25 protein-coding genes are annotated in these 19,570 nt (G+C 64.9%); 11 read left to right on the top strand and 14 right to left on the bottom strand.

Going from position 1 to position 19,570, the window contains the following annotated elements; translation table 11 throughout:
- Window positions 1-25: 25 nt before the first annotated feature.
- Entirely contained in the window at window positions 26-628 is a 603-nt protein-coding gene (locus DF286_RS06270) for an ankyrin repeat domain-containing protein (protein WP_243444742.1), read from the top strand.
- On the opposite strand, the gene DF286_RS06265 is transcribed toward DF286_RS06270, so the two are convergent.
- From DF286_RS06265 to DF286_RS06215, 11 genes are all read right to left on the bottom strand, one after another.
- A complete protein-coding gene (locus DF286_RS06265) occupies window positions 625-1,116 on the bottom strand; it encodes an MmcB family DNA repair protein (protein ID WP_109270652.1) in 492 nt (163 codons plus the stop codon). The genes DF286_RS06270 and DF286_RS06265 overlap by 4 nt on opposite strands.
- A gap of 148 nt (window positions 1,117-1,264) precedes the next feature.
- Window positions 1,265-1,963 carry a cell wall hydrolase gene (locus tag DF286_RS06260; RefSeq protein ID WP_109270651.1) on the bottom strand — a complete coding sequence of 233 codons (699 nt, stop codon included), beginning with the start codon at window positions 1,961-1,963 and terminating at the stop codon, window positions 1,265-1,267.
- A 168-nt stretch (window positions 1,964-2,131) separates the two neighbouring features.
- A complete protein-coding gene (locus DF286_RS06255) occupies window positions 2,132-2,470 on the bottom strand; it encodes a DUF1491 family protein (protein ID WP_109270650.1) in 339 nt (112 codons plus the stop codon).
- On the bottom strand, window positions 2,470-2,940 hold the full coding sequence (locus tag DF286_RS06250) for a PaaI family thioesterase (protein ID WP_109270649.1): 471 nt from the start codon (window positions 2,938-2,940) through the stop codon (window positions 2,470-2,472). The genes DF286_RS06255 and DF286_RS06250 overlap by 1 nt, the downstream gene beginning before the upstream one ends.
- Window positions 2,927-3,394: a PTS sugar transporter subunit IIA gene (locus DF286_RS06245; protein ID WP_109272050.1), complete on the bottom strand. Its 468-nt coding sequence runs from the start codon at window positions 3,392-3,394 to the stop codon at window positions 2,927-2,929. The genes DF286_RS06250 and DF286_RS06245 overlap by 14 nt, the downstream gene beginning before the upstream one ends.
- Before the next feature lie 78 nt (window positions 3,395-3,472).
- Window positions 3,473-4,051 (bottom strand): ribosome hibernation-promoting factor, HPF/YfiA family, encoded by a 579-nt coding sequence (gene hpf, locus DF286_RS06240; RefSeq protein WP_109270648.1) that lies wholly within the window; start codon window positions 4,049-4,051, stop codon window positions 3,473-3,475.
- A gap of 55 nt (window positions 4,052-4,106) precedes the next feature.
- Entirely contained in the window at window positions 4,107-4,820 is a 714-nt protein-coding gene (gene dnaQ, locus DF286_RS06235) for a DNA polymerase III subunit epsilon (protein WP_109270647.1), read from the bottom strand.
- 7 nt (window positions 4,821-4,827) lie between these two features.
- Window positions 4,828-5,421 carry a dephospho-CoA kinase gene (coaE, locus tag DF286_RS06230; RefSeq protein ID WP_109270646.1) on the bottom strand — a complete coding sequence of 198 codons (594 nt, stop codon included), beginning with the start codon at window positions 5,419-5,421 and terminating at the stop codon, window positions 4,828-4,830.
- A complete protein-coding gene (locus DF286_RS06225; RefSeq protein ID WP_109270645.1) occupies window positions 5,418-6,251 on the bottom strand; it encodes a shikimate dehydrogenase family protein in 834 nt (277 codons plus the stop codon). Before DF286_RS06225 ends, coaE begins: the two co-directional genes overlap by 4 nt.
- Window positions 6,252-6,273: 22 nt before the next feature.
- Entirely contained in the window at window positions 6,274-6,864 is a 591-nt protein-coding gene (locus tag DF286_RS06220; RefSeq protein ID WP_109270644.1) for a Maf family protein, read from the bottom strand.
- Window positions 6,861-7,679: a pyruvate, water dikinase regulatory protein gene (locus tag DF286_RS06215; RefSeq protein WP_109270643.1), complete on the bottom strand. Its 819-nt coding sequence runs from the start codon at window positions 7,677-7,679 to the stop codon at window positions 6,861-6,863. Before DF286_RS06215 ends, DF286_RS06220 begins: the two co-directional genes overlap by 4 nt.
- Window positions 7,680-8,026: 347 nt before the next feature.
- Between DF286_RS06215 and hemE the strand changes: the two genes are divergently transcribed.
- The 4 genes from hemE to DF286_RS06195 all read left to right on the top strand — a co-directional run bounded on the left by hemE (window position 8,027) and on the right by DF286_RS06195 (window position 11,678).
- Window positions 8,027-9,052 carry a uroporphyrinogen decarboxylase gene (gene hemE, locus DF286_RS06210; protein ID WP_109270642.1) on the top strand — a complete coding sequence of 342 codons (1,026 nt, stop codon included), beginning with the start codon at window positions 8,027-8,029 and terminating at the stop codon, window positions 9,050-9,052.
- Complete coding sequence (locus DF286_RS06205) at window positions 9,049-9,510, top strand: CopD family protein (protein WP_109270641.1); 462 nt, start codon at window positions 9,049-9,051, stop codon at window positions 9,508-9,510. Before hemE ends, DF286_RS06205 begins: the two co-directional genes overlap by 4 nt.
- Before the next feature lie 167 nt (window positions 9,511-9,677).
- Complete coding sequence (rho, locus tag DF286_RS06200; protein ID WP_109270640.1) at window positions 9,678-10,934, top strand: transcription termination factor Rho; 1,257 nt, start codon at window positions 9,678-9,680, stop codon at window positions 10,932-10,934.
- Between the two features lie 24 nt (window positions 10,935-10,958).
- Complete coding sequence (locus DF286_RS06195; protein ID WP_109270639.1) at window positions 10,959-11,678, top strand: TerC family protein; 720 nt, start codon at window positions 10,959-10,961, stop codon at window positions 11,676-11,678.
- A 1-nt stretch (window position 11,679) separates the two neighbouring features.
- Here DF286_RS06195 and DF286_RS06190 read toward each other — a convergent pair whose 3' ends face one another.
- From DF286_RS06190 to DF286_RS06180, 3 genes are all read right to left on the bottom strand, one after another.
- Window positions 11,680-11,952 (bottom strand): hypothetical protein, encoded by a 273-nt coding sequence (locus DF286_RS06190; protein WP_109270638.1) that lies wholly within the window; start codon window positions 11,950-11,952, stop codon window positions 11,680-11,682.
- Between the two features lie 93 nt (window positions 11,953-12,045).
- Window positions 12,046-13,026 carry a quinone oxidoreductase family protein gene (locus tag DF286_RS06185; RefSeq protein ID WP_109270637.1) on the bottom strand — a complete coding sequence of 327 codons (981 nt, stop codon included), beginning with the start codon at window positions 13,024-13,026 and terminating at the stop codon, window positions 12,046-12,048.
- Window positions 13,023-13,721 (bottom strand): dienelactone hydrolase family protein, encoded by a 699-nt coding sequence (locus DF286_RS06180; protein ID WP_109270636.1) that lies wholly within the window; start codon window positions 13,719-13,721, stop codon window positions 13,023-13,025. Before DF286_RS06180 ends, DF286_RS06185 begins: the two co-directional genes overlap by 4 nt.
- A gap of 82 nt (window positions 13,722-13,803) precedes the next feature.
- Here DF286_RS06180 and DF286_RS06175 point away from each other — a divergent pair, with 82 nt between their 5' ends.
- The 6 genes from DF286_RS06175 to DF286_RS06150 all read left to right on the top strand — a co-directional run bounded on the left by DF286_RS06175 (window position 13,804) and on the right by DF286_RS06150 (window position 19,566).
- Window positions 13,804-14,034, top strand: a complete 231-nt coding sequence (locus DF286_RS06175) for a DUF6489 family protein (protein WP_109270635.1) — start codon at window positions 13,804-13,806, stop codon at window positions 14,032-14,034.
- Window positions 14,031-15,323, top strand: coding sequence for a tRNA uridine-5-carboxymethylaminomethyl(34) synthesis GTPase MnmE (gene mnmE / locus DF286_RS06170; protein WP_109270634.1), 1,293 nt, complete (start codon window positions 14,031-14,033; stop codon window positions 15,321-15,323). The genes DF286_RS06175 and mnmE overlap by 4 nt, the downstream gene beginning before the upstream one ends.
- A 64-nt stretch (window positions 15,324-15,387) precedes the next feature.
- Window positions 15,388-17,253, top strand: a complete 1,866-nt coding sequence (gene mnmG / locus DF286_RS06165; RefSeq protein WP_109270633.1) for a tRNA uridine-5-carboxymethylaminomethyl(34) synthesis enzyme MnmG — start codon at window positions 15,388-15,390, stop codon at window positions 17,251-17,253.
- Entirely contained in the window at window positions 17,253-17,900 is a 648-nt protein-coding gene (gene rsmG / locus DF286_RS06160) for a 16S rRNA (guanine(527)-N(7))-methyltransferase RsmG (RefSeq protein WP_109270632.1), read from the top strand. The genes mnmG and rsmG overlap by 1 nt, the downstream gene beginning before the upstream one ends.
- On the top strand, window positions 17,897-18,679 hold the full coding sequence (locus tag DF286_RS06155; RefSeq protein ID WP_109270631.1) for a ParA family protein: 783 nt from the start codon (window positions 17,897-17,899) through the stop codon (window positions 18,677-18,679). The genes rsmG and DF286_RS06155 overlap by 4 nt, the downstream gene beginning before the upstream one ends.
- Window positions 18,676-19,566, top strand: a complete 891-nt coding sequence (locus DF286_RS06150; protein WP_109270630.1) for a ParB/RepB/Spo0J family partition protein — start codon at window positions 18,676-18,678, stop codon at window positions 19,564-19,566. The genes DF286_RS06155 and DF286_RS06150 overlap by 4 nt, the downstream gene beginning before the upstream one ends.
- The last annotated feature ends 4 nt before the right edge of the window (window positions 19,567-19,570 follow it).

Genomic DNA, 19,570 nt, shown 5'->3' with positions numbered 1-19,570 from the left:
CGGGATAAGAGCAGGGAAGACAATCGTGATCCGCAGAACCATCGTCCTATTCGGGGCCGTCGCTCTCGGCCTCATGGCCGCGCCCGCCGCGGCGCAGTTCAACACGGAGAGCCATAAGTTCCTGGAAGCGGTGAAGAAGCGCGACGGCGCGACGGTGACGCAACTCGTCTCGGTCCCGGGTTCGATCGTGATCAATGCCACGGGCGGCGAATTTGGCGACGGGGCGCTGCACACCGTGGTCCGCCGCCGCGATTATGCCTGGCTGAGCTTCCTGCTCGGCAAGGGCGCCGACGCCAATATCCGCAACGATGAGGGCAACACGCCACTGGCGCTTGCCTCCCAGGTCGGCTGGGTCGAGGGCGCGCGGCTGCTGGCGAGTATCGGCGCGAAGGTCGATGCGCCCAACAGCCGGGGCGAGACCCCGCTGATCCTCGCGGTCCATCGGCGCAACCTGCCGATGGTGCGGCTGCTGCTCGAAAGCGGCGCCAATCCGAAGCACACCGACAGCATCGCCGGCTATTCCGCCCTCGATTATGCCAAGCGTGACCAACGGGCGGCCAACATTCTCCACGCGCTGGAGCAAGGTCCTTCCAAGCCGACCAAGGCAGTCGCTGGGCCGGTTCTCTAATCGAGTCCCGCCAGTCCGGGATCGAGCTGGCCGGCTAAGCGCTGGGCGGCGCGGCGCGCGAATCGCAGCGTCTCCGCCTTGCGCCGCGCACCGGCGAGCCGGCGCAGAGGCGCGTCCCTGAGCACGGCGGCGTCGTAGCGATCGGCGACGATCAGGCCCGCCACGTCGGGACCCAGCGCCTCCGCCTCGAATGGATCGAGACTGAAGCCCGGCGGCACCGCCCAGAAGAAGCGGTCGCAATAGTCGAGATAGTCCGGCCATTTCTGATCGCCGAGCAGATCCGCGCGCGATACCTTGATCTCGACGATGGTGAGCAGCCCTTTGGGACAGAGCGCCATCATGTCGGCCCGCCGCCCGTTAGGCAGCGGCACCTCGCAGATTCCGAACAGGTCCTGGCGAAAGAAGAGCCGAGCGATGCCGCGCGCAACATCCTGCGCCGCCAGCGGCTCGTCGGCTAAGCAGCGCCCGGGACTCGGAAGGGTGGCCATGCCCGACCCTAGAATGAAAAGGGAACGGATGAAAGGCGGGCAGGGTCGCGCTGTCGCTACGAGCAGGGCGAAGCAATCCAGAACGTCGCCTGCATTGCTTCGTCACTCCACTCCTCGCAATGAGGAGGCAGCGAACTAGCTTGGTTCCTTATCGATAGAAGATGTGGTTGCCGACCGAAGCGACCCTGGTGAGCCCCCGCCAGGATGGCCGGACATAGTTGGCGTGGAAGAACATCGCCGTCGAAACGGCGCTATCGGCGAGGTCCTGCTTGGCGATGTGGGCGATCGCCACCGCCTTGCGCCAGGCGCTGCTGGACGTGGGCACGGATGGGATCCGCCCGCCGCGAACGAAGGAGAATTGGTTCCTCTGCTTCACCACGCCGCAAATCGTGTCGGGGAATTTGGGTGACTCCACGCGATTGAGGATCACCTCGGCGACGGCGAGCTGGCCCTCGAGCGGCTCACCCTTGGATTCGAAATAGACAGCGCTGGCGAGGCATTCGAGCTCTTCGTTGGCGGCCTCGGCGGCGGCGTAATCGTCGACCAGCTCGTGGAGCGGCTGCGCATCGCCCATCTCGGCAACGTCGATACCGCCCCCGGCAACGGCGGCGACGGCATGAGTGGCGACAGGAGTGGAGAAATCGACGTCGTGCGCAAGACGGGCCGGGCCCTGCGGATTGGTAGCCAGCGCGCTGCCGTCAAGATCGGCCGACGCGTGATCGATATAACGTGAAGTTATCGGCGCCGATTCAATGTCCCAAGCCATGGAGGGATCGGCGAAGGCCACCGACGCGGCCAAGCTGACAAAGGCCACCGCATAAGCGGCGGCGCGAGTGATGGAGAACATTCAGCATCTGACAATGGCGGTTGGTCGATCGCCGCAATGCCTTAAACACTGGCAATGCTGATCTTCCCCCCGACTTGCGTGGCTGCCGCTTGAACTTCCAAGCGTTTGCGCAGCCCCCCGCTCCCGAGAAAAAATGCTCGGGCGGTCTGATTGTGCAGCGCAGCGCGGTCAACGAAAATCGTTCATTCCGTCGGCGAACCGTTCGCTGGATGCGATATCCAGTTCCAGAACCCACAGATCGGGATCGAATTTCCGCCGACGATCGAGGAACCTTTGAAGCTCCTCTTCGTTGCCGGCCGCCTCGCGTGCCGGATGCCAGGCATAGCGTCCGTCGGGTTGGAGGATGCGCTCCAAAATCTGCCGTTTTCTGCCGCGTTCCGCCAATATCACCAGCAGCGCGCCGGCGGTGGCGTCGCCCCTGGCCAGCACCGAGGCGAACCCGCCTTGCGATTCCGAGAGTCGGATCAGCGCCGTGACAAGGACAGAGGTCGAGAGGCGCGGCTCCATCAGCCCTGGTAGCCGGCGAGGCTGGTGAGCGGGATGTGGGAGCGCATGAAGGTGCCCGTCCCCCTCGCAGCTTCCTCTCCCGTCCCGTCGATCAATCGCGCTTCGGCGACGAAGACCCGCCGCCGCCCGCTCACCCAGCGTCCCTCGGCAACCACTTCCCCGGCCTTCAGCGGTCGGGTGAAGTTGAGGTTGAAGGCGGTGGTGAGGAGGAAACGATCCGTCACCAGGCTGTTGCACGCGTAGAAGGCCGCATCGTCCATCATCTTGAAGTAGAGCGTGCCATGGGCGGCGCCGGCGGCGTGATAGTGGCACTCGTCGACCTGGAAGCGAATGCGCGCGAAGCCTTCCTCGACTATCTCCAGCGAGGAGTCGAACAGGCCGTTGACGGGCGCCTGCCTGTAAAGGGATTCGAGCGCCCGATAATGGGCATCGGCACCGGCATGCTTCGGCTCGGCCTTAGGCCGCGTCACGGGTTTCCGCCCCCGCCAGGAGCGCGAACAGAGCGTCGCGCGACCGCGCCCCCCTTAGCTTGGCCGCCGTCGTCCGGTCCCGCAGAGTCCGGCTGACGCTGGCCAGTGCCTTCAGATGGTCGGCGCCGGCATCGACCGGTGAAAGCAGCAGGAAGACGAGGTCGACCGGCAGTTCGTCCACCGCCTGGAACTCGATCGGTGTGCTGAGGCGGGCGAAGTAGCCGAACATCCGGTCCAGCCCCTCGATCTTGCTGTGCGGGATGGCGGTTCCGCCGCCGAAGCCGGTGCTGCCGAGCCGCTCACGATCGTTCAAGGCGGCGACGATCGTCTTGGTGGGAAGGCCGGTCTGGCGGGCAGCCGCCGCCCCCAGTTGCTGGAACAGCCCCTTCTTGTTGCTTACGGTCATCGCCGCGTCGACACTGTCCGCAGCCAGAAATTGTGAGAGATCGTTCATCATGCACCGCTAGGAGCCGCCGGGGCTCCCATTTTCGATTTGGTTTGGCACGGGCGCCCCCACCCGCGGGACACTGGTCTAGTCGTGTTTCGGTTCGACCCAGCCGATCGTCCCGTCGCCGCGGCGGTAGACCATGTTGAATTTGCCGGTGCCGCTGTTGCGGAAGAGGAGGGCATTGGTGTTGCGAAGATCGAGCAGCATCACGGCGTCCGAAACACTAGCATCGGGGATGTCGACCTTGGTCTCGGCGACCACGGGTGGACTGCCGATTGGCTCCGCTTCCTCGTCCGCCGCGGCGAAGACCGTGTAGGCCGCGTCGGCCGAAATCTCGGCCAGCGCCTCGGCAACGGTCGCGCCCTGTCGGTCCTTGAGGCGGCGCGTGTAGCGACGCAACTGCTTGTCGATCCGCTCCGCGGCCTGGTCGAAGGCGGGATGCGCGGCGGCCGCCTGGCCGGAGCCCTTGAGGATCACGCCCTGCATCACATGCGCGACGATGTCGCAGGTAAAGGCATTGTCGTGCGGGCCCTTGCCGAACGTCACGGTGGCTGACATCGCCCGTTCGAAATATTTGTCGACCATGGCGCTCAGCCGTTCGCGGACATGCTGCTTGAGAGCCTCGCCGGTATCGACCTGATGACCAGAGACCCGGATTTCCATCATACTCTCCAGTTCTAATTTTGGGCTGCCGGATAGGCCGCCCGTCGGCTTCCCGTCAACCGCGCCCCTCCACCCGATTCCATATGGGGTCGACGAGCCCGGCTACAAATGCGGCATGCCGCGCGAGCTCCTCATCCGACGGCGCGTGCGGCCGCGGCGGGCGGATCTTGACGATGATTGGAGCGAGGCCGCCCTGCGCCGCCGGCGCGTCCGCGCGGGAGGCGGTTTCGGTTTCGACCGGAAGGGTGAAGCCGATCTGCCGCCCGCCGGTGAGTTCGACATAGACTTGAGCCAGAAGCTGGGCATCGATGAGCGCGCCGTGCTTGATGCGAAGGCTGCGATCGACACCGTAGCGGGTGCAGAGCGCGTCGAGACTGTGCTTGGCGCCCGGATGCCGCTGCCGTGCCAACACCAGCGTATCGACCATCCGCGTCATGCAGATGAGCGAGCGGCCGCAGACACCGAGCTCATGATTCAGGAAGCCGAAATCGAAGCTGGCGTTATGGGCCACCAGCGGACTGTCGCCGACAAATTCGAGCAGATCCTCGCACAGGTCGGAAAAGCCAGGCTTGTCGGCGAGGAAGGCGTCGCTGAGGCCGTGGACCGCCTGCGCTTCGCTCGGCATTGAGCGGCCTGGATTAAAGTAGGCGTGGAAGGTGCGGCCGGTCTCGACCCGGTTCACGAGCTCCACACAGCCGATCTCGACCATGCGGTCGCCAGCGAGCGGGTTGAGGCCCGTCGTCTCGGTATCAAACACGATTTCGCGCATGGCTTCCTTATCCGACGGACGGGCGTGTGAGACAAGCGATGATCGCGCGCACCTGAGTGCGAGTCTCGTCGAACGAGCCGCCGGTCTCGATCACGAAGTCGGCCCGCGCGCGCTTTTCCGCGTCCGGCGTCTGCAGGGCTAGAATCGCGTCCAGTCTCTCTTCGGTCATGCCGGGGCGGGCGAGCACGCGGACCCGTTGGATTTCGGCGGGAGCGGACACGACGACGATTTTGTCGACGGACCTCCAGCCGCCCTTTTCGAACAGCAGAGGGATATCGAGGACGACAAGCGGCGCCTCGGCATGGGCAGCGAGGAATGCCTCCTTTTCCTGGGCGACCGCCGGGTGAACCAGCGCCTCCAGGCGCCTGAGCTGCGCCGGCTCCCCCAGCACCGCTTCGGCCAGTGCCGTGCGATTGACCCCGCCACTGCCGGTTGTGCCGGGGAAATGCGCCTCGACCTCGGCCACCAGCGCCCCTTCCGGACCCTGTAGCCGATGCACCACGGCGTCCGCATCGAACAGCGGCACGCCCTCTTCGGCGAACATCGCGCCGACCGTCGACTTGCCCATGCCGATAGAGCCGGTGAGACCAAGGACGATCATCGCGTCAGCCGCTCGCGAAGCTCGGCGTCGTGCTCGCGCGGGGCGGGCGCGCCGAAGAACAGCTCGAAGGCTGGCGCCGCCTGGCCGATCAGCATCGGGAGCCCGTTGACGGTGTGCAGTCCGATATTCCTCGCCTTGGACAGCAGCTCGGTCTCCGGCGGCGCATAAAGAGTGTCGAATATAGTCGCATCAGGATCAGCCCCAGCGAGCCCATTGATGACGTCTGCCACCATGGGCGGCTTGCCAGTCATTCCGAGGGGCGTCGCGTTGACGATGATCGACGCGTTGCCGAAAGCGGCCCGGGCGTCGTCCATGCCGATCACTTCGAACACACCATCGAATCCCTCGACAAGCTTTGCCGCCTTTTCGACGTTACGCGCCAGGATGCGCACCCGCGCCACCGGCTTTCCTTGAAAATGGCAGAGAACAGACCGCGCCGCCCCGCCCGATCCGATCAGGCAAACGATCGCTCCGTCGAGCTTGGTATTCCGCAGCGCTTCCGCCACGCCCAACATGTCGGTGTTGGTGCCGTACAGGCAGGCCATCGGTGTCCGCACGATGCAGTTGACGGCGCCGACGAAGCGGCAGAGCCCGGCCGGCGAACCCACAAGATCGGCCGCGACCTCCTTGAGGGGTGCCGTGACGTTGCAACCGCGCCACCAAATGTCGGTGCGCCTTCCCTCGAGATAGTCGGATAGCTCAGTCGGACGAATGCGGGTCGCGCGATACTCGCCTTCAATCCCGAGCTTCTCGAGCCAGAAATTGTGGATCAGCGGTGACAGGCTGTGATCGATCGGATCACCGATCACCTCGGCATAGGGGACGCCCATCAGCCTTCCCCTTTTAGTCCGATCATGACCCCAGGATACCCCGACTCCTCAGATAATCGAGCAGCGGCAGCAGTGGCATGCCCAGGATGGTGAAATAATTGCCTTCCATCCACTCGAACAGCTGCACGCCGCGCCCTTCGATCTGGTACCCGCCGACGCTGTTGCGGATATTGTCGAACTCGAGATCGAGATAATCGTCGATGAATTCGTCGCTGAGCGGGCGCATCGTCAGGCGCGCCGTATCGACCTGCCGCCAGACGATCTTGCCATTTTCCGCCGCCACCACGGCCGAGTGAAGGAAGTGGCTCTTGCCGCGAAGCATCTTCAGCTGCGAACGCGCATCCGCCCGGGACGCCGGCTTGTCGAGCATACCAAAATCGCCGAACTCGAGCGTCTGGTCGGAGCCGAGGACCAGCGCCTTGGGCGCCTCGATGCTGAGCGCTTTCATCTCGGCCAGCCCCTTGGCGATGGCATGAGCGGCGAGCCCGTCGCTCTTCAGCTCGGCCTTGGCCCTTTCCTCATTGACGAGCGCCGAGCGCGCTTCGAACCGCACACCGGCGGATTCCAGCATGTTCCGGCGCGTCTCGCTCAAGGAGGCGAGGATCACTTTCATGTCTGACTATACTCCCGCTGCTCGCACAGTTTCACAATCGCAAAGGCGGTTTCCTCGATGGACCGGCGCGTGACGTCTATTACCGGCCAACCACTATCCGCGAAAATCCGCCGCGCAAAGGCGAGCTCTGCATTGACCGCGTCGAGATCGACATAATCCGTCTCGGCCGCCTGGTTCAACGAAAGCAGCCGGTTGCGGCGGATCTGGATCAGCCGGTCCGTGCCGGCCGTCAAACCCACGATCAGCGGGTGCTTGAGCCCGAAGAGCGACGGCGGCGGCGGCGATTCCGGCACGAGCGGTATGTTGGCGACCTTGTAGCCGCGATTGGCGAGATAGATTGAGGTCGGCGTCTTCGACGTACGGGAGACGCCTGCCAGGACGATGTCGGCCTCCTCCCAATTCTCGACGCCGAGCCCGTCGTCATGGGCGATGCTGAACTGAATGGCGTCGACGCGGGCGAAATAGGCGGCGTCGAGCGCGTGCTGCCGACCAGGCCTCGCCTTGGCCTGCTGCCCCAGGACCGCCGATAGCGCGTCGATCACCGGGTCCAGCGCCGAGACGGCATGAATCCCCCGCCGCCGGCACTGGCGTTCGAGCTCGCGGCGGATGTTGCTGTTGACCAGAGTATAAAGGACGAGCCCCGGCCGCCGCTCGACATCGTCGAGCACCCGGTCGAGATGGCCTTCGGATCGAACCATCGGCCAGAAATGGCGAAGCACGTCGACGCCGTCGAACTGAGCGAGGCAGGCCTTCGCGACTACCTCGAGCGTTTCGCCGGTCGAATCCGACAGAAGATGGAGATGGAGCTGACTCATGTCGGAATGCCTTCAGCCACCAACCGTTTAGAAACGACCCTATAGCCCTGTGGAAAAACTTGGGGAAAGCGCTAGCGGAAGCCTTGGGATGCTTTCAAGAAATGCTTTGATCCCCATCATCCGGATTCCGCCCACAGTTTTACGAAGAGCGGAAAAGTTCCGTGATTTCCCTGTGGATAGCGGGGATAAGGAACGCGAATCCGCGAGGGTCGGCGGGGCGACAGGAGTCAAGCTGTTTGCAAAATCGGTGGGAAGCAATAAACCCCAGCTTCCCTCGCCCAACAACCTTCATCAGACTCTTCTATTAGAGTCTCTATAGATTAAGAGCGGGAGCCGATCGCCTTCTCATGTCCGGTTCGACCAAACCCCTCCTCACGGTCCTAAATGGCAGAAATACTGGGAAAAAGCCGATTTGGCTGATGCGCCAGGCCGGCCGGTACCTCCCTGAGTACCGCGCGCTTAGAGCCGAGAAGGGTGGGTTCCTGGAACTCGTCTACGACAGCGACGCCGCGGCCGAGGTGACGCTTCAGCCGATCCGCCGGTTCGGCTTCGACGGGGCCATTTTATTCTCCGATATCCTGATCGTGCCCTATGCGTTGGGCCAGGACCTGCGTTTCGAGGCCGGCGAGGGGCCGCGCCTGTCGCCGCCGTTGGTCGACGCCTCGCTTGCCGCGTTCGAGGCCGTGCCGGGCCGCCTGGAGCCGGTTTACAGGACTGTGGAGAAAGTGAAGGCGGTCCTCCCCGCCGAGACCACATTCCTGGGCTTTGCGGGCAGCCCCTGGACCGTGGCGACCTATATGGTGGCCGGTCAGGGCAGCCGGGAACAGGCCGAAGCCAGGCGCTATGCTTATCGTGACCCCGAAGCCTTCGCCGCCATCATTGACGCGGTGGCGGATATGACGGTCGATTATCTGTCGGGACAGGTGAATGCCGGCGTCGAAGCCGTGCAGCTTTTCGACAGCTGGGCCGGCAGCCTCTCGCCCGACCAGTTCGAGCAATGGGTGATCGCGCCCACCGCCCGCATCGTGTCGGATTTCAAGAAACGCCACCCTGAGGTGCCGGTGATCGGCTTTCCGAAGGGCGCGGGCGGAAAGATCGCGGGCTATGCGCGCGAGACCGGCGTGGATGTGATCGGCCTCGACGAGACGGTGGATCCCGAATGGGCGGCGCGGAGCCTGCCCGCCGGTCTTCCGGTCCAGGGCAACCTTGATCCGCTGGCGCTGATCGCCGGCGGCAAATCGCTTGAAAAGGCGGTGCGGCGTATCATATCAGCGTTCGAAGACCGTCCGCACATCTTCAACCTGGGGCATGGCATCCTGCCGGACACACCGATCGCGCACGTGGAAAAGCTGCTCGAATTGGTCCGCCAATGAACGGCTCCCTCGATCTTGGGACAGCTCTCGATTTGACCTATCTCTGGATCAAGGCCGCTCACATCATCTTCGTGATCTTCTGGATCGCGGGCATGTTCATGCTGCCGCGCTTCTATATCTACCATCAGGAATCGACGCCCGGCTCGGTTGAGGAGCAGCGCTGGATCGAGCGCGAGAAGAAGCTCAGGAACATCATCATCACGCCGTCGATCGTCCTGGTGTGGGTGCTCGGCCTTACCCTCGCCTACATCACCGAGGCTTGGACGCAGGGCTGGTTCCACGCCAAGTTCGCGCTGGTCTTCCTGCTGTCGGGCTATCATGGCTACATGGTCGGCTACGGCAAGAAGCTGGCGAAGGGCGAGCGCAAGGCCAGCGGCAAGGCGTTGCGCATCATGAACGAAGTGCCCGGCATCGCCACCGCGATTATCGTCATCCTCGTCGTCGTGCGGCCGTTTTGATCGTTGCCGTGCAGCGAACCAAAAGCTGCTTTTCCGTCCGCTTGACTTGATTTAGGGTGGAGCCTAACGCCGCCCCAAGTCGTTGGCCTGCCGTCCGCGCAGACACTCCCACCTAAAGCCGTTCCTCCGAGCTTTGAACGACCGACTCTAGATTTTCCGAGAAACCTATGCATCTCAAAGACTTGAAGCAAAAGACCCCGGCCGAGCTGGTCGCCATGGCCGAAGAGCTCGGCGTCGAGGGCGCGTCCACGCTCCGCAAGCAGGAGCTCATGTTCTCCATTTTGAAGGTCCAGGCCGAGAAGGGCCAGGAAATCATGGGCATGGGCACGATCGAGGTGCTGCCAGACGGCTTCGGCTTCCTGCGCAGCCCTGACGCCAACTATCTGGCCGGTCCGGACGACATCTATGTGTCGCCGAACCAGGTCCGCAAATTCGGCCTTCGCACCGGCGACACCGTGGAAGGCGAGATCCGCGGCCCCAAGGACGGGGAGCGTTATTTCGCGCTCGTCCGCCTCACTCAGGTCAATTACGATGACCCGGAGGCAGTTCGCCACCGCGTCAATTTCGACAATCTGACGCCGCTCTATCCCGACGAGAAGCTGACGCTCGACAGCGCCGACCCCACGGTTAAGGACAAGTCCGCCCGCGTCATCGACATCGTCTCGCCCCAAGGCAAGGGCCAGCGCGCGCTGATCGTCGCGCCGCCGCGCGTCGGCAAGACGGTGCTCCTGCAGAATATCGCCAAGGCGATCACCGACAACCATCCGGAAGTCTATCTCCTGGTCCTGCTTATCGACGAGCGGCCGGAAGAAGTGACCGACATGCAGCGCTCGGTGCAGGGCGAGGTCATCTCCTCGACATTCGACGAGCCCGCCAGCCGCCACGTCCAGGTCGCCGAGATGGTGATCGAGAAGGCCAAGCGCCTCGTCGAGCACAAGAAGGACGTCGTCATCCTCCTCGACTCGATCACTCGCCTCGGCCGCGCCTACAATACGGTGGTGCCGAGCTCCGGCAAGGTGCTGACCGGCGGCGTCGACGCCAATGCCCTGCAGCGGCCGAAGCGCTTCTTCGGCGCCGCGCGCAATATCGAGGAAGGCGGTTCGCTCTCGATCATCGCGACCGCGCTCATCGATACCGGCTCCAAGATGGACGAGGTCATCTTCGAGGAGTTCAAGGGTACCGGCAACTCCGAGATCGTGCTCGACCGCAAGGTCGCCGACAAGCGCATCTTCCCGGCACTCGACGTCGGTAAGTCCGGCACCCGCAAGGAAGAGCTGCTGGTCGATCCGGCCACTCTCTCCAAGATGTGGGTCCTGCGCCGCATCCTCATGCAGATGGGCACGGTCGATGCGATGCAGTTCCTGCTCGACAAGATGAAGGACGCGAAGTCCAACGAGGATTTCTTTGCTTCAATGAACCAGTAAGCGGCCGGGGGCGTTCGCCAAGACATGCTCGATATTCTTCTGAACCTCTCAGCCCTTTCGGGGGTCGATGGCCTCGGCGGCCTCTGGAACGCGATCGTCACCGATTTCTCGAATCTCGACCAGGCATCCGCCTGGGTCGCGTTCGGCCAGGTGTTGATGATCGACATCATGCTGGCCGGCGACAATGCCATCATCGTCGGCGCGCTCGCGGCTGGCCTTCCGGCGGACCAGCGCCGCAAGGTGATCCTGATCGGCATCGGCGCGGCCCTGGTGCTGCGCATCCTGTTCGCGCTGATCGTCACGCAGCTCATGCAGATCGTCGGCCTGATCTTCGCCGGCGGTATCCTGCTGCTTTGGGTCGCCTGGAAGATGTATCGCGAGCTGCACCATAGCGGCGAATCCGCCGGCTCCCCGGAGATCTCGGGCGATGAGCATGCCGGGCTGAGGCCCGCCAAGAGCTTCGCCGGCGCAGCCTGGGCCGTGGCGGTCGCCGACGTGTCGATGAGCCTCGACAATGTGCTGGCCGTGGCCGGCGCGGCGCGCGAGCACCCGGGTATCCTGGTGATCGGCCTCATCCTGTCGGTTGCCCTGATGGGCGTCGCGGCGAACATCCTCGCCAAATATATCGAGCGCTACCGCTGGATCGCCTGGATCGGCCTCGTCATCATCCTCTGGGTGGCCGGCAAGATGATCTACGACGGCTATGTCGATCCGCAGGTGGGGCTCACCACCCTGTTCGGCTGAGCTAGGAGCGGCCTCGGGTCAGGAAGAGCGAGCTCTCTTCCATCCCGCTGCGCCGCCCCGCCTCCCGAGCGGAATCCTGGATGGTGAGCTGAAAGCCGGTCACGATCACGTCGCCCTTTTCGACGTGAAAGGCGGTTTTCATCTGCACGCTGCGGTCGAAGCCGGGCTCCGGCGGGCCCAGCGCCTCTTCGGCATTCTCCGCCAGGAGCGCCCGAACATCCTCCAGGTCATAGTCGACCGTGGTCACCTTGCTGGTCCTGACGGAACGAGTCATCAGCCAAATCCTTCGCCTGCCGAGACGAAACGACAAGGATAACGCTCGGGAAGGCAAATAGGGAGTCCCGCCGGCGTCGCGGCGATCCGGACATCAGGGGATGAGGATGGTAGAGCCCGTTGTCCGGCGAGCCTCGAGGTCGCGATGCGCCGCGGCGGCCTCACTCAAGGGATAGCGGGCGCCGATCCTGACGGGCACATGACCGGCGGCGATCATCTCGAACAGGCGCCGCGCCGAGGCCCGCATCTCTTCCGGTGTGGAGACATAGTCGGCGAGGGTCGGACGCGTGACGAATATCGAGCCGGCCCGGGTGAGATCCAGCGCGCGGAACGGCGGGACCGGCCCCGATGCATTGCCATAAGTGACGAGCAGGCCCCGCCTCGTGACCGAGGCCAGCGAGGCGGGCCAGCTTGCTGCGCCGACGCCGTCGAACACGACGGCCACGCCCTCGCCGTTCGTCAGCGACCGCACCTCGGAAGCCAGCGTGTCCATCGGGCCGGACAGCGCATGATCGGCGCCAAGCTCGCGCGCCGTCTCCGCCTTCTCGGCGCTGCCGGCATGGGCGATGACCAAGGCGCCGATTGCCTTCAGCCAGGGAACGAGGATCGATCCGACACCGCCCGCCGCGGCGTGGACGAGGACGGCATCGCCGGCCTTTACCCTGGCGCAGCGTTCGATGAGGAATTCGGCCGTGCAGCCTTTCAGCATGATGGCGGCGGCCGTGTCGCAGCTGATCGACTCCGGCAGTTTGATCGCCCGATCGGCGCGAATGACGCGGTGCGTCGCATAGGCGCCCAAGGGACCGGAGAAACTGCCGACCCGATCGCCTATGCTGAAATCTCGAACCCCCTCGCCGACAGCCTCGACGATGCCCGCGCCTTCATTGCCGAGGCCGGACGGCAGCGGCACTTCGTAGAGGCCGGAGCGGTGATAGGTGTCGATGAAGTTGAGGCCGATCGCCTCCTGCCGAACCAGTATCTCACCGGACGCTGGGCTGAGGTCCCCAAGCGGTTCGCGGACGATGACGTCAGGTCCGCCGGTCTCGCGGATGAGGAGCCGATAGCGGTCGCTCATGCGAGATGCCGGGCGAAGAATTCCTCCGTCCTCTGGTCCGCCAGCCTGGCGGCTTCCTCACTGCGACGCTTGCCCATCTCGGCGGCGAAGCCGTGATCCTCGCCCGGATAGTCGTGCAGCGTGACTTTCGGGTGGTCGTCGAGCCCCTCGTGCATCTTACGCTGGGTGGCCTGATCGACGAAATGGTCGGCCCCGGCGATGTGGAGCATCAGCGGACGCGAGATCGCGTTCTTCTCGCGGAGGAGATTGTCGATGCCGACGCCATAATAGCCGACGCTGGCGTCGATGTCGGTGCGGGCTGACGTCATGAAGGCAAGCCGGCCGCCCAGGCAGTAGCCGACGCAGCCCACTTTTCCGTTTTCTGGCAAGTGCTTACGGGATTCTCGGATGGTGGCCTCGATATCGCGAATGCCCTGATCCTGGTTGAACTTGCCCATGAGGTCCAGCGCCTCTTTGAACTCGCTCTCGACATCCGGGTCGAGCTCGACCCCGGGCCGGAGCCGCCAGAAAAGGTCGGGCGCGAGGGCGAGATAGCCGAGGCTCGCCCAATGATCGCATTTGCGGCGAATGCCCTCGTTAACGCCGAAAATCTCCTGGATGACGATGATGGCGGCGCGTGGCGCTCCGGAGGGCTGGGCCTTATAGGCTTGAAAGCGGTCCTCCCCCCCCAGCGTTTCGATGTCGATCATGGCCATCGGCGTCCTCCTTCTTGCGTAAGGGCGGAGACTATACACATAAGGCGCGGCCTGCGGACAATGGCCCAAGGAGACTAGTCCCATGAAAGTCACGGTCGACGTCGATTGCACGCCGGAAGAAGCGCGCCGGTTCCTCGGCTTGCCGGACCTGACGCCGGTCCATGACGCTTATGTCGAGACAATGCGCAAGATGATGGCGGATGGGATCACAGCCGATTCGATGACCGATATGATGAAGAGTTGGGGGCCGATGAGCGAAGCAGGGCTCGGCTTTTGGAAGCAGATGTTCGAGCAGGCGAGCGGCAAGAAGTGAGCGCCGACCGCGGCGCCACCATCTACGCCCTATCATCCGGAACGCCGCCCGCCGCCATTGCCGTCATCAGGGTCAGCGGCCCCCGCGCCGATGCCGCGGTGGAAGCGCTGGCCGGGCGCCTGCCTGAGGCGCGGCGGCCGAGCTTGGCGGTGCTTCGCCGCCCCGGTGGTGGCGATGTGCTCGATCGCGCCCTCGTCCTGCGGTTTCCGGGGCCGACCAGCTCGACGGGCGAGGATCTGGCCGAATTTCATGTTCACGGCGGCCGCTCCGTCGTCGCCGCGGTGCTGGCCGCCTTGGCGCAGGTCGGCGGGCTGAGACCGGCCGAGCCCGGCGAGTTCACCCGCCGCGCCTTCGAGAACGGCCGCATCGACCTCTCCGAAGCCGAGGGTCTCGCCGACCTGTTGATGGCCGAGACCGAGGCGCAGCGCCGGATGGCGCTTCAGCTCGCCGGCGGCGCCTTGAGCCGCCGGGTCGAGGATTGGCAGCGAACACTGCTGGCACTGAGCGCCCAACTGGAGGCGGTGTTCGACTTCGCCGACGAGGCCGATGTCGGCTCCGATCTCCCGTCGGGCTGGAGCGAGTCCCTGAGGGCCTTGGCTACCGAAGTGGGGGCGGCGCTGGCAAGGCCGTCGATCGAACGGCTGCGCGATGGCGTCCGAACCGTCATCGCGGGTCCGCCCAACGCGGGTAAATCAAGCCTTCTCAATGTGTTGGTTGGGCGAGAGGCGGCGATCACGTCGGCCATACCGGGGACGACTCGGGATCTGGTGGAAGCGCCGACGGCGATCGGCGGCGCGCCCTTTCTGTTGATCGACACGGCGGGGCTGCGGGAAACCGGCGACGTGATCGAGACGATCGGCGTCGAGCGTGCCCGCGCCAGCCTCGAAGCCGCCGACATCATCCTCTGGCTGGGCGATCCGGAGGCCTCCCCCGATCCGGGGCGCTCGATCCGCGTCCAGTCCAAGGCCGACATAAACGACGCCGATCCAAAAGCCGACTGCCGCGTGTCGGTCGTGACCGGGGCCGGGATCGACGACCTGATTGCCTTGCTCCGCGAGCGCTCGGCCGGGCTTCTTCCGCGCGAGGGCGAGCTGGCGATCAACGCCCGCCACCAGGCGATTCTGCGCGACGTGCTTGAGCATCTTCGGGAGGCTCAATCGCCGCATGATCCGATTCTCGCCGCAGAGTCGCTCCGGGTGGCGCGGGGATCGCTCGATCGGATCACCGGCCGCGCTGGAGTCGAGGACATGCTGGACGCGCTGTTCGGGACCTTCTGCATTGGTAAATAAACTGTTCCACGTGGAACAGCGGCGGTCATGACAAATTGCGGCGCTTCCGCTAACAGCCCACGCCATGCCCAGCAGCTTTGACATCATCGTCGTTGGCGGAGGCCATGCCGGCACCGAAGCCGCCGCCGCCGCGGCGCGGATGGGCGCGTCGGTAGCGCTGGTCAGCTTCTCGCACGAGGCGATCGGCGCCATGTCCTGCAATCCGGCGATTGGCGGTCTCGGCAAGGGGCACCTGGTCCGCGAGGTCGATGCCTTCGACGGCCTGATCGCACGCGCGGCCGACCATGCCGCGATCCACTATAGGATGCTGAACGCCAGCAAAGGCGCTGCAGTGCGCGGCCCGCGCGTCCAGGCCGACCGGCGACGCTACAAGGCCGCGATCCAGCGGCTCTTGGCGGTGCAGGAGAATCTCACCATCGTCGAAGGCGAGGCGACCGCGCTCCTGATTGACGAGGCAGGGTCGCGCCGGGTGGCCGGCTTGGTGCTGGGCGATGGCCGCGAGGTGCGCTCCGCGGCCGTCATCCTGGCCACGGGAACCTTCCTCGGCGGCAAGCTGCATTTCGGCATGAACCAATGCGCCGGCGGGCGGGTCGGTGAACGCGCGGCCACGGCGCTGGCGGACCAGCTCCGCGCGCTCGACCTGCCGTTGGCGCGTCTCAAGACGGGGACGCCGCCAAGGCTCGACGGCCGCACCATCGATTGGGCTAGCTTGGAGCGGCAGCCCTCGGACGATGAGCGCTGGACACTTTCATCGATGAGTGATGGTCGGCCGGCTCCACAGCTCTTTTGCGCGATCACGCGTACCAACCGCCGGACGCACGAGATCATCCGCGCCAACCTCGACCGCTCGCCGCTGTTTGCGGGAGAGATCACCGGCGTGGGCCCTCGGTACTGTCCATCGATCGAGGACAAGGTTCACCGCTTTGCCGACCGCGAGAGTCACCAGGTTTTCCTCGAGCCCGAGGGTCTGGACGATCCCCTGATTTATCCGAACGGCATTTCGACCTCCCTCCCCGTCGACGTGCAGAAGATATTGGTGCGGTCCATGCCGGGGCTCGAGCGGGCCGAGATCGCGCAGCCTGGCTACGCCGTCGAATATGATTATATCGACCCCCGCATCCTCACGCCGACTTTGGCGGTCCGTCCGGACTGGATCGAGGGACTTTATCTCGCCGGCCAGATCAATGGCACGACCGGTTATGAGGAGGCGGCGGCGCAGGGGCTTGTCGCGGGGGTCAATGCCGCTGCAGCGGTGGCGGGACAGGCCCCGGTGCTGTTCGATCGCAGCGAAAGCTATATCGGCGTTATGGTGGACGATCTTGTGCTGCAGGGGGTCACGGAACCCTATCGCATGCTCACCGCCCGCGCGGAATATCGACTGCGCCTGCGCGCCGACAATGCCGACGCCCGTCTCACCCCGCAGGCGATTGCCGCCGGTTGCGTCTCCGCCGAGCGACGCCGCGCCTTTGCCGAGTCCCGGGAGCGGCGCGCGGCCGTCGAAGCGCATCTGGCCCCGCACTTCAGCGGGCGCCAACTCAACGACGGCGGCGTCGCGGTCCGGGACGACGGCGTCAAGCGGAGCCTGGCGGAATGGCTCCGCTTTCCCGAGCTGGATCGCGACGGCCTGATTCGAGTCGCCCCTGCCCTCGCCCCTTGCGATTCGGCTGCGCTCGACGAAGCCATTCAGGATCATCGCTACGCTCCCTATGTCGCGCGGCAGCAGGCGGAGATCGCCAAGCTACGAGCGGACGAGGCCGTCCGCATTCCCGAGGATTTCGATTATCGCAGCGTTCCCGGCCTCTCGACCGAAATGGTGGAACGTCTTTCGACGACGCGGCCGCCCAGCCTGGGCGCGGCCAGTCGCGTGCGGGGCGTGACTCCCGCGGCCTTGGCTGCGATTCTCGTGCACGCCCGACGCAAGGCCGCCTGATGAACGAGGGGGAGGCGCGGCAGTGGCTGGTCGACCATTGCGATGTTTCACGTGAAACACTGGGCCGGCTGCAAGAATTTGTTAACTTTTTGAAAGACGAGAACGAACGCCAGAATCTCGTCTCACGCACCAGTCTCGACCATGTCTGGGAGCGGCATATCGTTGATTCGGCGCAACTCCTCCGGCTCGCGCCAGACTGTGCCGACTCTCGATGGCTGGATCTCGGCACGGGCGCGGGTTTTCCAGGACTGATCGTGGCGCTGCTCCATCATGGCCCAGTGACGATGGTCGAAGAGCGCAAAAAGCGGGTGGAGTTTCTGCACCAAGCCACGGCGGTGCTGGGTATCGCCGGGCGCTGCGAGATCGAGCCGGTCAAGGTCGAGCGGATGGAAGCTCGGACGTTCGACGTGATCAGCGCCCGCGCCTTTGCGCCGCTCGACAAATTATTGGCTCTCGGGGAGCGATTCGCCACGCCTGAGACACGCTGGGTCCTTCCCAAGGGCCGAAATGCGCAGTCGGAACTGGAAGCGGCCGAATCTTCATGGCAGGGTGCGTTCCGGATCGAACCCAGTATCACCGACGCTGAGGCCGGAATCATCGTCGCGGAGCAGGTTCGTCGTCGGGGCAAGGGGAAGCGCGCGCGATGATAAGAATTGCAGTGGCCAACCAGAAGGGGGGCGTCGGCAAGACCACGACCGCCATCAATCTCGCGACAGCCCTGGCGGCAACCGGTTGGAAGGTGCTGCTCGTCGATCTGGATCCACAGGGCAATGCGTCGACGGGGCTCGGCGTCGACCATGCCCATCGCGAGCGATCGAGCTACGAGCTGCTGAGGGGCGATTGCGCGCTGGAAGAGGCGGTGACGACGACTCGCGTGCCCCGGCTCGATCTGGTACCGGCCACGGTCGATCTATCCGGTGCGGAGATCGAGCTCATCGACTATCAGCGGCGGACCCACCGGCTCGAGGAGGCGCTCGACGGCGCGCCGCCGGGCCGCTGGGACATCTGCCTCATCGATTGCCCGCCCTCGCTCGGCTTGCTCACCGTCAACGCGCTCGTCGCTTCGCACTCCATTCTCGTGCCGCTCCAGGCAGAATTCTTTGCGCTGGAAGGGCTTAGCCAGCTTTTGAAGACGGTGGAGCGGGTCCGCTCGGGCTTCAACCGGGGGCTTTCCATCCTCGGCGTGGCGCTCACCATGTACGACCGCCGCAACAATCTCTCCTCCCAGGTTGCCGACGATGTCCGCGCCGTTCTGGGCAAGGTGGTGTTCGAGACGGTCATCCCGCGCAATGTGCGCTTGTCCGAAGCACCGAGCCACGGCCTCCCCGCGCTCATCTACGACCATCGCTGTCCGGGATCGGAAGCCTATATGTCCCTCGCCCGCGAGCTGATCGGCCGCCTGCCCAAGCCGGCGGAGGCCGCATGAACGACGAAGCTCCCCTCCGCAAGCGCCACACCGGGCTCGGCCGCGGCCTCTCGTCGCTCCTGGGCGAGGTCGAACAGGAAGCGTCGGTATCTGGTGCCAGCCCACGCGGCGGCATCCAGATGCTGCCCGTGGCCGCCATTGCCCCTCACCCCGATCAGCCGCGGCGCCATTTCGACGAGGAGGCGCTGGCGGAGCTGGGGGAATCGATCCGATCCCGCGGGCTGATCCAGCCGATCGTCGTTCGGCCGCTGGGCGATGGCTATCAGATTGTCGCCGGCGAGCGGCGCTGGCGGGCGGCCCAGAAGGCGCGGCTGCACGAAGTCCCGGCGGTGGTGCGCGATTTCGACGATGTCGAGACCCTTGAAGTCGCGATCGTCGAGAATATCCAGCGTCAGGACCTCAACGCGATCGAGGAGGCCGAGGCTTATAAGCGGCTGATCGACGAGTTCGGCCATACCCAGGAAGCGCTTGGCCGGCTCGTCCACAAGTCACGCAGTCACGTGGCTAACCTATTGAGATTGCTCGATCTTCCCCAGAAGGTCCGAGCCTATGTCGCCTCCGGCGAGCTGAGTATGGGCCACGCCCGAGCGCTCATTCCAGCAGACGATCCGGAAAGCCTCGCGCTGGAGGTGATCAACCGCGATCTCTCGGTGCGCGAAACGGAGAAGCTCGTCAGGGCGGACAAGCCCCGCAAGGCGCGCCTCGGCAAGATGGAGTTCAAGGGCGCCAGCGCCGACATCGAGGCGTTGGAGCGGCAACTGGGCGACATGCTCGGCCTTAAGGTCAAGATCAGCCACCGGCCCGACGGCGGCACCGTCGCGCTCGGCTACTCCTCGCTCGATCAGCTCGACATGATCTGCCAGCGCCTCAGCGGCGAGAAGATATAGGGCA

The sequence above is a fragment of the Sphingosinicella humi genome (genome assembly GCF_003129465.1).
Taxonomy (GTDB): domain Bacteria; phylum Pseudomonadota; class Alphaproteobacteria; order Sphingomonadales; family Sphingomonadaceae; genus Allosphingosinicella; species Allosphingosinicella humi.
This window is presented reverse-complemented; position numbering and strand designations above follow the sequence as displayed.